The 15,066-nt window shown below is 64.7% G+C and carries 12 protein-coding genes; 6 read left to right on the forward strand and 6 right to left on the reverse strand.

The features are described 5' to 3' along the window. Positions 1-53 precede the first annotated feature (53 nt). The 4 genes from NKI15_RS27925 to NKI15_RS27940 are packed head-to-tail and all read left to right on the forward strand — an operon-like array spanning position 54 to position 4,920. Positions 54-914 (forward strand): carbohydrate ABC transporter permease, encoded by an 861-nt coding sequence (locus NKI15_RS27925; RefSeq protein ID WP_023672163.1) that lies wholly within the window; start codon positions 54-56, stop codon positions 912-914. A gap of 13 nt (positions 915-927) precedes the next feature. After that, positions 928-1,764 carry a carbohydrate ABC transporter permease gene (locus NKI15_RS27930; RefSeq protein ID WP_023672164.1) on the forward strand — a complete coding sequence of 279 codons (837 nt, stop codon included), beginning with the start codon at positions 928-930 and terminating at the stop codon, positions 1,762-1,764. Positions 1,765-1,776: 12 nt separating this feature from the next. Next, positions 1,777-2,856 (forward strand): ABC transporter ATP-binding protein, encoded by a 1,080-nt coding sequence (locus tag NKI15_RS27935; protein WP_023726711.1) that lies wholly within the window; start codon positions 1,777-1,779, stop codon positions 2,854-2,856. A 30-nt stretch (positions 2,857-2,886) separates the two neighbouring features. Beyond that, positions 2,887-4,920 (forward strand): aldo/keto reductase, encoded by a 2,034-nt coding sequence (locus NKI15_RS27940; RefSeq protein WP_352514261.1) that lies wholly within the window; start codon positions 2,887-2,889, stop codon positions 4,918-4,920. Between the two features lie 178 nt (positions 4,921-5,098). On the opposite strand, the gene NKI15_RS27945 is transcribed toward NKI15_RS27940, so the two are convergent. Further along, positions 5,099-5,527: an Lrp/AsnC family transcriptional regulator gene (locus NKI15_RS27945; protein WP_352514277.1), complete on the reverse strand. Its 429-nt coding sequence runs from the start codon at positions 5,525-5,527 to the stop codon at positions 5,099-5,101. Between the two features lie 150 nt (positions 5,528-5,677). On the opposite strand from NKI15_RS27945, the gene NKI15_RS27950 reads away from it, so the two are divergent. After that, positions 5,678-6,781 (forward strand): saccharopine dehydrogenase family protein, encoded by a 1,104-nt coding sequence (locus NKI15_RS27950; protein ID WP_023754936.1) that lies wholly within the window; start codon positions 5,678-5,680, stop codon positions 6,779-6,781. Positions 6,782-6,942: 161 nt separating this feature from the next. Here the strand turns inward: NKI15_RS27950 and NKI15_RS27955 are convergent, their stop codons facing one another. The 5 genes from NKI15_RS27955 to NKI15_RS27975 all read right to left on the reverse strand — a co-directional run bounded on the left by NKI15_RS27955 (position 6,943) and on the right by NKI15_RS27975 (position 13,284). Continuing rightward, entirely contained in the window at positions 6,943-7,809 is an 867-nt protein-coding gene (locus tag NKI15_RS27955; protein ID WP_352514260.1) for a glycosyltransferase, read from the reverse strand. Between the two features lie 197 nt (positions 7,810-8,006). After that, on the reverse strand, positions 8,007-9,395 hold the full coding sequence (lpdA, locus tag NKI15_RS27960; RefSeq protein ID WP_352514259.1) for a dihydrolipoyl dehydrogenase: 1,389 nt from the start codon (positions 9,393-9,395) through the stop codon (positions 8,007-8,009). 234 nt (positions 9,396-9,629) lie between these two features. Beyond that, complete coding sequence (locus NKI15_RS27965) at positions 9,630-11,033, reverse strand: dihydrolipoamide acetyltransferase family protein (protein WP_352514258.1); 1,404 nt, start codon at positions 11,031-11,033, stop codon at positions 9,630-9,632. Positions 11,034-11,035: 2 nt separating this feature from the next. Next, positions 11,036-12,049, reverse strand: coding sequence for an alpha-ketoacid dehydrogenase subunit beta (locus NKI15_RS27970; protein WP_023687603.1), 1,014 nt, complete (start codon positions 12,047-12,049; stop codon positions 11,036-11,038). A gap of 2 nt (positions 12,050-12,051) precedes the next feature. Further along, positions 12,052-13,284: a 3-methyl-2-oxobutanoate dehydrogenase (2-methylpropanoyl-transferring) subunit alpha gene (locus NKI15_RS27975; RefSeq protein ID WP_023687602.1), complete on the reverse strand. Its 1,233-nt coding sequence runs from the start codon at positions 13,282-13,284 to the stop codon at positions 12,052-12,054. A 511-nt stretch (positions 13,285-13,795) separates the two neighbouring features. Between NKI15_RS27975 and holA the strand changes: the two genes are divergently transcribed. Next, positions 13,796-14,839 (forward strand): DNA polymerase III subunit delta, encoded by a 1,044-nt coding sequence (gene holA, locus NKI15_RS27980; RefSeq protein WP_352515525.1) that lies wholly within the window; start codon positions 13,796-13,798, stop codon positions 14,837-14,839. Positions 14,840-15,066: the final 227 nt, after the last annotated feature.

Here is a 15,066-nt window from a genome sequence, read left to right on the forward strand (position 1 = left end):
ACACCTTCTCCCACAAGGGGAGAAGGAAGAAACAAAAGGAAGGAGGAGGAACCATGCGCTACCAGAACGCCACGGCCTATCGCTTCCTCACGCCCTACCTCCTGATCTTCGCCATCTTCTGGGTGTGGCCGATCATCTCCTCGTTCATGATTTCCTTCCAGGCGACGCGCACGGTGCCCTGGCGCTTTGCGCCGACGTTCAACTGGGGCCGCCTGATCGGCGACCCCGCTTTCTTCAACGCGCTGAAGAACACGCTGCTCATCCTCGTGATCCAGGTGCCGGTGATGATCTCGCTGGCGATCATCATGGCGGTACTGCTGAACTCGCCGCTGCTGAAAGCACGTGGCCTCTACCGCTTTGCCTTCTTCGCTCCGGTGGTGGTCGGCGAGGTCGCCTATTCCGCCGTGTTCCGGCTGATGTTCAACCTGGATTTCGGCATCATCAACAAGCTCCTCGCCGGCGTCGGCCTGGCCAAGATCGACTGGTTCTCCAACGTCACACCGGCCATGGCGCTGATCATGATCGCGGTAACCTGGCGCTGGGCCGGCTACAACGCCATCATCCTGCTCGCCGGCCTGCAGTCGATCCCCGAGGACGTCTATGAAGCAGCGACGCTCGACCGCGTCAGCAAGCTCAAGCAGTTCTTCTACATAACGCTGCCGCTGCTCAAGCCGGTCATCGTGTTTTGCGCCGTGCTGTCGATCATCGGCACCATGCAGCTTTTCACCGAACCGTTCCTGATCACGGAGCGCGGCGGTCCCGGCGGCGGCACCGAGACGCTTGGCCTGCTGCTCTACCGCCAGGGTTTTCGTTCGCTCAATTTCGGCTATGCCTCGGCCGTCGCCTACACCATGGCGGGGCTGGCCATCGCCATCACGCTGGTGCAGCTGTGGCTGACAAGAGAGCCGAAATGAGAGGGGCGCCGAAATGAGTTCGCTCTCGCAACGCCGGCTCGGCCGCAGCGTCCTGCTACATCTGGTCCTGACGCCGCTGGCGGTGATCTGGCTGTTTCCGCTGTGGATGATGGTGGTGTTTTCGACCATGCCCGACAACGGCATTTTCAGCCCCGGCATCGAGCTTCTGCCGCACGGCAATTTCGTCGACAATTTCAACAATCTGCAGCGTGACACCAATTTCGTCGGCGCTATCGGCATTTCGGTGGCGGTGGCGGTGACCTACACCTTCTTCTCGGTGCTGCTGACCTCGATGGCCGGCTGGGCGCTCGCCCGCTATCAGTTCTTCGGCAAGGGCGCGGTGGTGGCGATCATCCTCGGCACCATCACGCTGCCCTATGCGGTGGTGCTGATCCCGCAATTCATCATGGTGGCGCGCGACTTCCAGCTCGCCAACACCTGGATTGCGCTGATCGTGCCACCCTTGTTCAATTCGCTGGGCGTGCTGTTCATGCGCCAGGCTTTCTCGATGATGCCGGCCGACCTTTTCGACGCGGCACGTGTCGAGGGCGTCAAGGAATGGCGTATCTTCCTGTTCGTCGCTTTGCCGCTGGCGCGGCCGATGCTGGCCGCACTCGCCATCATCCTGTTCCTCGCCTCGTGGAACAATTATCTCTGGCCGCTTTTGATCAACAGCCAGCCCGGCGCGATGACGGCCCCTGTGGCGCTCGGCACGCTGATCGGCCTGACCAAGGTCTCATGGGGCGGCATCATGGCCGGCGCCGTCATGCTGACCGTACCGATGCTGGTCGTCTTCGTGCTGCTGCAGCGCCATTTCATCGCCGGCATCGCCGCCGGCGCCGTCAAGTAGGACTAGAGCGATATGGCGGCAGTCACCCTCACCAATGTCGTAAAACGCTTCGGCGTCTATGAGATCATCCATGGCGCCAACATCGATATCGCCGATGGCGAGTTCGTCGTCTTTGTCGGCCCGTCGGGTTGTGGAAAATCGACGCTGCTCAGGATGATCGCCGGGCTGGAGGATATCAGCGGCGGCGAGATCGCCATTGGCGGCAAGGTGATGAATGATGTCGAGCCGGCCGAGCGCGGCATCGCCATGGTGTTCCAGTCCTACGCGCTCTACCCGCACATGAGCGTGGAGCAGAATCTGAGCTTTGGCCTCAGGATGACCGGCAACCCCAAGGAGGACACCGAGCGGCGGGTGAAGCGGGCCTCCGAAATCCTGCGCATCACAGAGTTGATGGCGCGGCGGCCGAGGCAATTGTCCGGCGGCCAGCGCCAGCGCGTCGCCATTGGCCGCGCCATCGTGCGCGAACCGCAAGTCTTCCTGTTCGACGAGCCGTTGAGCAATCTCGACGCCGAGCTGCGCGTCCAGATGCGGGTCGAGATCTCGCGCCTGCACAAGGAGCTCGGCACGACGATGATCTATGTCACCCACGACCAGACCGAAGCGATGACGCTCGCCGACCGGATCGTGGTGCTGCGCGGCGGCCATGTCGAGCAGATCGGCCGGCCGCTCGATCTCTACGACAATCCCGACAACCAGTTCGTCGCCGGCTTTGTCGGCTCGCCGAAGATGAATTTCATCAAGGGCCGCGTCGTCGGGCGCAACACGAGCAGCGTCACCGTCGAGCTGGTGGGCGAGGAAAAGACCCGCATCATGCAACCGTTGACCGGGGCCGTGCCGCAAACAGGAGCCAAGGTCATTGTCGGCGTGCGGCCCGAACATTTCGGCAATGGCGGCGAAGGCGACGCCGACCTCACCGTCGGCATCGACGTGGTCGAGCATCTCGGCGGCACCAGCTTCATCTATGCCAGGACCGCCCATGGCGAAGACCTGGTGATCCAGCGCGACGCGGCAAAGGTCCCCGACACCCAGGAGATCACCGTGTCCATCCGCAAATCCTATCTGTTCGATGAAAACGGCCAGCGGCTGCGCTGAGCCCTTCCAGCCTTGCAAGGAGAAATGACCATGACTGCAACCGCGCCCATCCGCTGGGGGATACTCGGGCCCGGCGACATCGCCAAAGCGTTCGCCCGCGGCGTGGCAGGCTCGCGCACCGGCACGATCGTGGCGCTCGGCGCCCGCAATCCCGGCAAGGCAGGCTTGGCCGAGACGTTTCCCGGCGCCCGCATCCTCGACGGTTACGACGCGCTGCTCGCCGACCCCGAGGTCGATGCCGTCTATATCGCCATCCCGCATCCCGGCCATGCCGAATGGGCAATCAAGGCGGCGGAAGCCGGCAAGCATGTGCTGTGCGAAAAGCCGCTGGCGCTGACCGCCTTCGAGGCCGACGCCATGATCCATGCCGCGCGCAAGGCTGGCACCTTCCTCGGCGAAGCGTTCATGTACCGGCTTCACCCGCAGACGGCGAAGCTGGTGGAACTCATCAAGTCGGGCGTCATCGGCGATGTCAGGCTGATGAAGTCGAGCTTCGGCTTCGCCATGCCGGGCTTCATGCCCGAGCACCGGCTCTACGCCAACGATCTCGCCGGTGGCGGCATTCTCGACGTCGGCGGCTATCCCGTCTCCATGGTGCGGCTGATCGCGGGCGCTGCCACAGGCAAACCCTTCGCCGAGCCGGACAAGGTTGTCGGCACCGCCCATCTCGGCAAGTCCGGCGTCGACGAATGGGCCTCGGCGCTGCTGCATTTTCCCGGTGGAATCGTTGCCGAGGTATCCTGCAGCATCTCGCTCAAACAGGACAATGTCCTGCGCATCCTCGGCACCAAGGGCCGCATCGAGGTGCCGGATTTCTGGTTCGCCGGCGGCGCCAACCGCGATGGCGGCCCTGGCCGGATCGATGTAATTCTCGCCGACGACACGCGCGAGACCATCAGCCTCAACGAAACCCGCCATCTCTATTCCTTCGAGGTCGACGCCGCCGGCGAGGCGATCCTGGCCGGGAAACAAGAGTTCGCCTGGCCAGGCATGGCCTGGGCCGACAGTCTTGGCACGCTGCGTGTGCTCGACAAATGGCGCGCCGCCGTTGGGCTGGAATATGAGATCGAAAAGCCGGCTAAGCGAACCAACACCATTTCGGGCCGGCCGCTGCGCACCGGCGGCACGGCCATTGGCAAGCGCAAGATTCCGGGCCTGTCGAAGCCGGCCTCCGTGGTGGCGCTCGGCTTCGAGGATTTCCGCACCTTCTCGTCGGGCGCAATCCTGCTCGACGCCTTCTTCGAGACCGGCGGCAATCTGTTCGATACCGGCTATGTCTACGGCGCCGGCTACACCGAAACGCTGCTTGGCCAATGGCTCAGGAATCGCGGCGTGCGCGAGCAGTCGGTGATCATCGCCAAGGGCGCCCACTCGCCGCTCTGCTATCCCGATGTCATCGGCAAGCAGCTCGCCCAGTCGTTGGACCGGCTGCAGACCGACCATGTCGACCTCTATTTCATGCACCGCGACAACCCGGATGTGCCGGTCGGCGAATTCGTCGATGCGATGGACGCCGAGGTCAAGGCCGGCCGCATCCGTGGCCCGTTCGGCGGCTCGAACTGGACGATGGCGCGCATGGACGAGGCGATTGCCTATGCCGAGCGCACCGGCAAGCAGAAGCCCGGCGTGCTCTCCAACAATTTCTCGCTGGCCGAGATGCTGGAACCGATCTGGGCCGGCTGCATCACCTCGTCCACCGACGACTGGAAATCCTGGTTGACGAAAAGGCAGATGCCCAACTTCGCCTGGTCGAGCCAGGGCCGCGGCTTCTTCACCGACCGCGCCGGCCGCGACAAGCAGGACAATGAGGAGCTGGTGCGGGTCTGGTATTCCGAGAAAAATTTCGGCCGCCGCGACCGCGCCATCGAGCTGGCGCAGCGCCTGGGCAAAAGTCCGATCCACATCGCGCTCGCCTATGTGCTGGCGCAGCCTTTTCCGTCGGTGCCGTTGATCGGCCCGCGCACGCTGGACGAGTTGGAGGACAGTTTGAAGGCGCTGGATATCAAGCTGTCGGCGGAGGATGTGGCGTGGCTGGATAGCGGGCCGGAAAGGCGGCGGGCTTAGCAGCTAATCTCCCCCCTTGAGGGGGAGATGTCGCCGAAGGCGACAGAGGGGGTCGCCTCGCGTGGAGCGCTAACCTCCTTCTGCAGCGGCAGGTAGGCCGAGCCCAGTCGAACCGACCCCCTCTGGCCTGCCGGCCATCTCCCCCGCACGGGGGAGATTAGCGGCTCATGCGTTCCACCTACCGATCGATCCGTGTCGACAAAATAATCGACGACGACGTCCGCTCGACCCCGTCCATCGCCCCGATCTCGTCCAGCAACGCATCCAGATCCCTGATCGACGGCGCGTCGACGATGACGATCATGTCGAAATTGCCGCTCACCGAGTGCAGCGTCCGTACCGGCGGCAGCGCCTGCAGCGCCCGCACCACCTTGTCGGCGAGCTTGGGCGTGACGGTGAGCAGCACATGCGCCCGCACAAGCCCCTGCTCGTAGTCCGGCGCCATCCGCACGCCATAGCCGGTGATGATGCCGCGCTGTTCCAGCCGCTCGATCCGGCTCTGCACTGTCGTGCGCGAAACGCCGAGCTGGCGCGCCAGCTCAGTGGTCGACGCGCGGGCATTGGCGCGCAGCACGGAAAGCAGTTTTTGTTCGGCGTCACTGAGCATTTCGACGAACCTCGTCGGCGTATCGTTCAATTGCAGGGTTCATTTCGAACGATCCCACGCTTCCTTTCGACAGGCAAGCTGCGATTCTTGAAGGCATCGCGTCCACCGCGCGGCGGTCTGGGCCAAAGAGTTTTCACGAGGGGCAAGGTCATGAAGAAAATCATCGTCGTCGGCGCCGGCAAGATCGGCTCCACCATTGCAGGCATGCTCGCCGACAGCGGCGACTACCACGTCACCGTTGTCGACCGCGCGGCGGCGCAGTTTGCCGCGGCCGAACTTCCCGCCGGCGTCGAGGGGCTGGAGCTCGATATCGCAGCGCCGGGCGCACTCGAGGCCGCCCTTGCCGGCGCCTTCGCCGTGCTGAGCGCCGCCCCCTTCCATTTGACCACGCGCATCGCCGAAGCGGCCGCCGCCACCGGCGTGCACTATCTCGATTTGACCGAGGATGTCGTCTCGACCCGCCGCGTCAAGGAGCTGGCCAAGTCGGGCAACAGCGCCTTCATTCCGCAATGCGGCCTGGCGCCGGGCTTCATCTCGATCGTCGCCAATGATCTCGCCAGCCGCTTCGACACGCTGGAAAGCGTTCGCATGCGCGTCGGCGCGCTGCCGCAATACCCGTCCAATGCGCTGAACTACAATCTGACCTGGAGCACCGACGGCGTCATCAACGAATATTGCGAACCCTGCGAGGCGATCGTCGAGGGCGAGCTGATCGAGGTGCCGCCGCTGGAGGAGCGCGAAGAGTTCTCGCTCGACGGCGTCACCTATGAGGCCTTCAACACCTCCGGCGGTCTCGGCACGCTGGCCGAGACGCTGAAGGGCAAGGTGCGCACGCTGAACTACCGCACCATCCGCTATCCCGGCCACGCGGCGATCATGAAGGCGCTGCTCAACGATCTCGGCCTGCGCCACCGCCGCGACGTACTGAAGGACATTTTCGAGAGCGCCCTGCCGGCAACGCTGCAGGACGTGGTCATCGTCTTCGTCACCGTCTCGGGCCGCCGCAATGGCCGCCTGCTGCAGGAAACCTACGCCAACAAGATCTATTCGCAGCGCATTGGCAGCCAGGTGCGCAGCGCAATCCAGATCACCACCGCCTCCGGCATCTGCGCCGTGCTCGACATGCTGGCCGACGGCACCTTGCCGGCGACCGGTTTCGTCAAGCAGGAAGACATCGCGCTGGATGCGTTTCTCGCCAATCGTTTTGGGCGCGCTTATGCGCAGCACGAGATGGTGAGCCGGCTGGCGAGCTGAGCTACTTCACCCTCCCCCTTGTGGGGAGGGTCGGCGCGCAATCGGAGCGAAGCGGAGATGGCGAGACGGGGTGGGGGGTGAGCGCCGACGGTTGGCGAGGACCCCCACCCTGCTCCGCTCCGCGATCGACCCTCCCCACAAGGGGGAGGGTAAAGCGCCCGCTACTTCCGCAGAGCCATCGGTCGTCCGAGCAGAAACCGGATGAAGTTGCCCGCGGTCCGCGGCGCCATGCGGGGCTGGGTTGCCTGTCGTGGCGCGCTTTGCCTTCGCGCTGGCACCTCGGGTTCGACACCCGGTCGGCCCACCGTAAAGGAGGGCCCCGAGACCGGCTTCCCCCTCAACACGTTGGCGGCGTTGTTGTCATGGATGACGATGCACCATTGCGCGCCCTTCGATGCCGCCACGACGGTGTTGAAGCGCGTCGCCATTTTTGCGTGGTGCTCGCTGTAGACGCCGCTCATCTCCGGCGATCTCCTTTCGACCAGCGTGCCGAACGCCGACGTGACATAGTCGTGGTGCGTGTAGCGTCCGCTTGCCGTGTCGAAATTCTGGCCGTCCGGAAAGGCAATGTAGAGCGGCTGCAGGTCCACCACACGCTTTTCGATCTCCCGGCGCGCGTAGTGCTCGACGCGCTCCATGAAGGTCGGCGCCAGCGCGTCGTCGCTGTCGAGCCGCGTGAGCGAAACATAGTCGGCATCGGTATCGGCCTGGACGAAGGCATTGAAGCGATCATTGTAATCCTCGCCGGCCTCGACAAGGATCGGCCTGACGTCGACACCGGCCACGCAGCTGCACACGGTGCGAATATAGTTCTCGTGCGTATCGGCATCGAACGCCACAAGGACGGTAAAATCCTTCAGCGACTGGCCTTCGAGCGACGACGCGCAATAGGTGTCGAACAACGCCAGGCGCTCGACCAGCCAGACCGGGTCGAGATTGGCGCGGCCCTTTCCGTCCCACTGGCTTGGCTTGAAGCCAGCGGCGATGTTGTAGCGTATGGCGATGTATTTCTTCAGGCCGGTGTCCATGGACCGACACTTAGTACATTCCGCTGATCTGCGACAACCGACGGCTGAGCGGCCACCCTCCCCCTTGTGGCGAGGGTCGGCTCGCGGTCGGAGCGAAGCGGAGATGGCGAGACGGGGTGGGGGTGCGCCCTACGAGGACCCCCATCCCGCTCCGCTTCGCGGATCGACCCTCCCCACGAGGGCAGTGTAAGCGCACTTCAAACATGCAGCGCGTGGCCCAGGGCCTTCAGCGCGGCTTCCTGGAAACCCTCACCCTGCGTCGGATGGGCATGGATGGTGCCGGCGATATCCTCCAGCCGCGCGCCCATTTCCAGCGCCAGTCCGAATGCCGCCGCCAGTTCCGACACGCCTTGCCCGACCGCCTGGATGCCCAGCACCAGATGGTTGTCCGCGCGGGCGACCACCCGGACGAACCCGTCCTCGCCGAGCTTGGTCATCGCGCGACCGTTGGCGGCAAACGGAAACTGACCGATCTTGATTTCGCCCAGCGCCTTCGCCTCTTCCGGCGTCAGCCCGGCGGTAACCAGTTCCGGATCGGTGAAGCAGACGGCCGGGATCGAGCGCTTGTCCCAGCTGCGCTTGTGGCCGGCGACCATCTCGGCCACCATTTCGCCTTGCGCCATTGCCCGGTGCGCCAGCATCGGCTCGCCGGTGACGTCGCCAATGGCATAGATGCCGCGCATCGAGGTGCGGCACTGGTCGTCGATCTTGATGAACTTGCCGGCCATGTCGAGATCGATCTGATCGAGGCCCCAGCCCTCCGTCACCGGCTTGCGGCCGACCGTGACCAGGATCTTATCGGCGGCAATTCTGGCGCTCTTTCTGTCCGCGGTCTCGACCAGCAGCGCGTCGCCGTTGACCCCCTTGGCCTTCGCGCCGAGCATCACCTCGACGCCGAGCTGGGTGAGCCGTTTCACCACCGGCCGGGTCAGCTCCGCATCATACTGCGCCAGCACGCGCGGCAAGGCTTCGACCACGGTCACCGCGGCGCCCATCTTGGCAAAGGCCATGCCGAGCTCGAGCCCGATATAGCCGCCGCCGACCACGGCGAGCTTTTTCGGCACCTCGCCGAGAGCCAGCGCTTCTGTGGATGAAATCACCGGGCCGCCGAACGGCAGGAACGGCAGTTCCACCGTCGCCGAGCCGGTGGCGATCACAACCGTTTCGGCGCGGATGATCTGGGTGCCGGTCTCGGTCTCGACCGCGACGGTCTTGCCGTCGCGGAACGTCGCCCAGCCATAGACGGTCTTGACCTTGGCCTTCTTCAGTAGCCCGGCAACGCCCCCGGTCAGCCGGCTAACAATGCCGTCCTTCCACGCAACCGTCTTGCCGAGATCGAGCACGGGCGCTGCTACCGAGATGCCGAGCGGACTGCTGCCGCCGGCCATATGCGCGACCTTCTCGAACTCTTCCGCCGCATGGATCATCGCCTTGGACGGGATGCAGCCGACATTGAGACAGGTGCCGCCCGGTTTGCCGGCTTCAACGATCACCGTATCGATGCCGAGCTGGCCGGCACGGATAGCGCAGACGTAGCCGCCGGGCCCGGCGCCGATGACCAGCAGCTTGCAAGAGATTTCTTTCATGGCGTGACCCTTTGATGCGAGGGAATGTTCCGTCGCGATCCTTCGCGCCCCCCTCTGTCCTGCCGGACATCTCCCCCACGAGGGGGGAGATCAGCAGCTTCTTCGCTTCGCTCATTCCTGCAACGATGGAGATTGGCGAAACCCTGCGTGACGTCCAATCTCCCCCCTTGTGGGGGAGATGCCTGGTAAGGCAGAGGGGGCGCTGTCCCGCCGTCATCTCGGTCGTTCCGCCCCTCAATCCACAAATATCAGCGCTGGCGCCTCAATCAGCGCCTTGATCCGCTGCACAAACACCGCCGCATCCCAGCCGTCGACCACCCGGTGATCGAAGCTCGACGACAGGTTCATCATCTTGCGCGGGATGAACTGGGTGCCGTCCCAGACCGGCCGCACCATCATCTTGTTGACGCCGACGATCGCCACTTCAGGATGATTGATGACCGGCGTCGTCGCCACGCCGCCCATGGCGCCGAGCGAGGTGATGGTGATGGTCGATCCCGACAGCTCGTCGCGGCTGGCCGTGCCCGACTTCGCCGCTTCGGCCAGGCGGTTGAGCTCGGCCGCGCAATCCCAGAGGTCGCGCGCCTCGGCGTGCTTGACCACCGGCACCACCAAGCCCGACGGCGTCTGCGCGGCAACGCCTATATGGACGCCGCCATACTGATGGATGATGCCGGCCTCGTCGTCGAACAGCGCGTTGATGTTGGGCTGGTCGGCAATCGCCTTGACCATCGCCCGCATCAGGAACGGCAGCAGCGTCAGCTTCGGACTCTCCACACCCTTGCGCTTTTCCTTGTTGAGCGCCGCGCGCAACTCCTCAAGTGCTGTGACGTCGATCTCCTCGACATAGGTGATGTGCGGGATGCGTGACTTCGCCAGCGACATTTTTTCGGCGATCTTGCGCCGCATTCCGATGACCTTGATATCCTCGACGCTGTCATTGCGCGCCAGACCCGACGCCTTCGCTACCTGCGGTCCGCGTGCTAGGAATGCCTCGATATCTTCGTGGCTGATGCGGCCGGCAGGGCCGGTACCCGACACCTGGCGCAGATCGATCCCCGCCTCCTTCGCCCTGAGCCGGATGGCGGGCGACGCCAGGGGCTTTTCGCCCTCCGGGCGCGGCGCGCCGGAGGGTGCCGCACCTTTAGATGTCGGCGCAGCACCCCCACCCTTAGCCCCTCCCCACAAGGGGGAGGGGGATTCAGTCTCAGCTGCCCGTGCGCTTTTGGCTGCTGGTGCAGGTGGTGGCGACTTGGCGTCGGATTTCGTGGCCGAAACGCCTCCCTCTTGTGGGGGTCCGGAGGACGGGCGAGACCCGTGGCTCGCCCCGGCAGGGGGGGGGGTCGGTGCCGCCGTGACCTCTGACGATTTCGAGCCTTCGGCGACATTGCCCTCCCCCGCCACTTTCAGCCGCACGATGGGCGAGCCGATCGCCACCGTGTCGCCGATCTCGGCGCCCAGCCACAGGATCTCGCCATCGACCGGCGAAGGTATTTCCACCGTCGCCTTGTCGGTCATCACGGCGGCGAGCAAAGCGTCCTCGCGCACGAGGTCGCCGACCTTGACGTGCCATTCCACCAGCTCCGCCTCGGCAACGCCTTCGCCGACATCGGGCAGCTTGATGATGTGTTCGCCCATCCCTAGGCTCCCATGGTTTCGAGAAGCGCGCGGCCGACACGGGCCGGCCCCGGGAAATAATCCCATTCCTGCGCATGCGGGTAGGGCGTGTCCCAACCGGTGACGCGGGCCACCGGCGCTTCCAGATGGTAGAAACAATTTTCCTGCACCAGCGCCGACAGCTCGGCGCCGAAGCCGGAGGTCAGTGTCGCCTCGTGCACGACGACGCAGCGTCCGGTCTTCTTCACCGAAGCGACTATCGCGTCGAGATCGAGCGGCAGCAGGGTCCGCAAATCGATGATCTCGGCATCGATGCCGGTTTCTTCCACGGCCGCCTGCGCGACATAGACCATGGTGCCGTAGGCGAGCACGGTGACGGCCGAGCCCGCCCGGCGGATCGCCGCCTTGCCGAGCGGCACCGTGTAATGGCCGTCGGCGACCTCGCCCAGTTCATGCTTCGACCATGGCGTCACCGGTCGGTCGTGATGGCCATCGAACGGTCCGTTATAGAGCCGCTTCGGCTCCAGAAAAATCACCGGATCGGGATCCTCGATCGCCGCGATCAGCAGCCCCTTGGCATCATGAGGATTGGACGGCACCACCGTCTTCAGCCCCGACACATGGGTGAACAGCGCTTCCGGGCTCTGGCTGTGCGTCTGGCCGCCAAAAATGCCGCCGCCGGTCGGCATGCGGACAACGATCGGGCAGGTGAAATCGCCGTTCGAGCGGTAGCGCAGGCGTGCTGCTTCCTGCGTCAGCTGGTCGTAAGCCGGGTACATGTAGTCGGCAAACTGAATTTCCACGCATGGCTTCAGCCCATAGGCGGCCATGCCGATGGCGGAGCCGACAATGCCGGATTCGTTGATCGGCGCATCGAAGCAGCGGCTCTTGCCGTACTTCGCTTGCAGGCCTGCCGTGCAGCGGAAGACACCCCCGAAGAAGCCGACATCCTCGCCATAGACGATGACGCGTTCGTCGCGCGCCATCGACACGTCCATGGCGTCGCGGATCGCCTCGATCATGGTCCGTCTCGGCATGGTCAGACTCCCGCCTGCTGGCGCTGGCGCCTGAGATGCGGCGGCATCTCGGCAAACACGCCCTCGAACATCTCGCGCGTCGACGGCTTGCCGCCGGCATGCAGCGTGCCGTGGCCTTCAGCTTCCTTCTGCGCCGCGATCACCGTCTCGAGGATTTCCGCTTCGGCCTGGGCGTGACGCTCGTCCGACCAGACGCCGCGTTGGATCAGATGGTTCTTCAGCCGCATCACCGGATCGCCGAGCGGCCAGGCGTCGGATTCCGTCTTCGGCCGATAGGCCGACGGATCGTCCGAGCTCGAATGCGCGCCCGCACGGTAGGTGACATATTCGATCAGCGTCGGCCCGAGATTCTGCCGCGCCCGCTCCGCCGCCCATTTGGCCACGGCATGCACGGCGAGATAATCATTGCCGTCGACGCGCAGCGCCGGAATGCCGAAGCCGAGGCCGCGCGCGGCAAAGGTGCCGGAGCCGCCACGCGCAATGCCTTGAAACGTCGAGATCGCCCACTGGTTGTTGACGACGTTGAGGATGACCGGCGCCTTGTACGTCGAGGCGAACACCAGTGCGGAATGGAAATCGGATTCGGCCGTCGAGCCGTCGCCGATCCACGCCGCCGCGATTTTCGAATCGTTGCTGATAGCGGAAGCCATCGCCCAGCCGACCGCCTGGATGTATTGCGTCGCCAGATTGCCGGAGATCGAGAAGAAGCCATGCTCCTTCGACGAATACATGATCGGCAGCTGCCGCCCTTTGAGCGGATCGGCCTCGTTGGAATAGATCTGGTTCATCATCGTGACCATCGGATAGCCGTCGGCGATGAGCAGGCCGGCTTGCCGATAGGTCGGGAAATTCATGTCGCCTGGCGCCAGCGCCTTGCGGAAAGCGCAGCTCACCGCCTCTTCGCCCAGATGCTGCATGTAGAACGAGGTCTTGCCCTGGCGCTGCGCCATCTGCATGCGCGCATCGAAGCTGCGCAGCGTCATCATGTGGCGCAACCCCTCGAGCAGCTCCTCGTCGGTGAGCAGCCCGGCCCACGGCCCGACCGCCTCACCGGTGCGGTTGAGCACGCGGATGATCGAAAACGCCATGTCGCGGATGGTGCGCGGATCGACATCGATGTCCGGTCGCGGCACCGAGCCCGCCTTGGGGATAGGCACGTTGGAGAAGTCGGGCGTTCCGCCCGGCCGCACTTCCGGCTCCGGCACATGAAACCGCAACATCCCAGCATCGGTCATGACCATGGTCCTCCCATTTGCTGCGGTGATATTTGCACATCCGCGCGCCCGGCACAGCGCCAATTCATGGGGCGCCGCAACCCATCCGGCGTCACGGCCGGCAGGCGACCGCAAGATGCAGATATGTCGGCGAAATTTCTTGTCGATGTTGGGGAGCGGCGCGCAATTAGGCGCAAAGTTTTGCAGGATTTCCAGCAGATAGTCACTTCACGGCCTCCGGGAGAGATGAACGCATCAAGGTCGGCGAACTGGCGCTTTCCTCTCCCCCGTCGATCGGGGGAGAGGTGTCGAGCGAAGCTCGACGGAGTGGGGGTCGACCCTTGGGCGCTAGGCAACGCTTGAGATAGTGCCCTTCCTTTGTCCGTTCGCGGCGATTGCCAGGTGGTTCCCCCACTCCGTCTCGGCTTCGCCGAGCCACCTCTCCCCCCTCCGGAGGGAGAGGAAGGGCAATAGGGTCTCGAACTCTCTGGAGAACGTTCACTCCGCCCTCTCCCCATGCTAACCACCGCTAATGGCGCAGAAAAAAGGATACGAAGTCGATTCGTGGCTGGCGAAGCCGGACGCGCGCATATCGATCGTCCTGCTTTACGGACCCGACCGCGGCTTGGTCGCCGAGCGGGCCAAAACCTTTGCCGCGAAAACCGGCCTGCCGCTCGACGATCCGTTTTCCGTCGTACGGCTCGACGGCGCGGAGGTCGATCGCGACCAGGGCCGGCTGCTCGATGAAGCCCGCACCGTGCCGATGTTCTCCGACCGGCGGCTTCTGTGGGTGCGAAATGCCAGCGGTCAGAAGGCGCTGGCCGACGACGTCAAGGCGCTGACGGCGGAGCCTGCGCGCGACGCCATCATTCTCATCGAGGCCGGCGATCTCAAAAAGGGCGTCGGGCTGCGCGCCGTGGTCGAGGCGGCCGACAACGCCATGGCGCTGCCTTGCTATGCCGATGAAGCCCGCGACATCGACAGCGTTATCGACGACGAGCTGCGCAAGGCCGGCATGTCGATGGCGCTCGATGCGCGCCAGGCGCTGCGCCGCAATCTCGGCGGCGACCGGCTGGCCTCGCGCGGTGAAATCGAAAAGCTGGTGCTTTACGCCCACGGCCAGAAGGACATTGGCCTCGATGACGTCAGGGCGATGTCCGGCGACGTTTCCGGCGCCTCCTTCGACGACGCGGTCGATGCTGTGCTGGAAGGCAAGATCGGTGACTTCGACACCGCCTTCACCCGCCACTGCCTGTCCGGCGGCCATCCTTTCCTGGTGCTGTCCTCGGCGATGCGGCAGCTGCAGCAGCTTCAGGTCATGCGCGGCCAGATGGACACCGCCGGCCGCAACGCCGCCTCGGCCATGGCCGGCGCCCGTCCGCCGGTGTTTTTCTCGCGGCGCAAGCTGGTGGAGAAGGCGCTGGAGCGCTGGAACGTCGAGGCGCTCAGCCGCGCGCTGAACCGGCTGCAATCGGCCGTGCTGCAGACCAGGCGCAGGCCGGATTTGTCGGAAGCGCTGGCACGGCAGGCGCTGCTCGGCATTGCGGTGGAGAGCGCGAGGCTGGCGCAGCGGTGATCTCCCCCCTTGAGGGGGAGATGTCGCCAAAGGCGACAGAGGGGGTCGCGGCGGGTAGTGTGCTGAGAGTTCTGCAAATTCGCTGAGAGAGGGCGGTCATGGCAGGCTGGTGATGTTCAACGTCACCGATTCCCTGGAAGGAACGCCACCATGACCAAGACAGAAGGTAAATCGACCAGCGCTGCCGTCAAAGACATTCTGCTTTCGAACCCGGAGGGGCTGCACGA

Source organism: Mesorhizobium sp. M0862 (assembly GCF_040319795.1).
Lineage (GTDB): Bacteria > Pseudomonadota > Alphaproteobacteria > Rhizobiales > Rhizobiaceae > Mesorhizobium.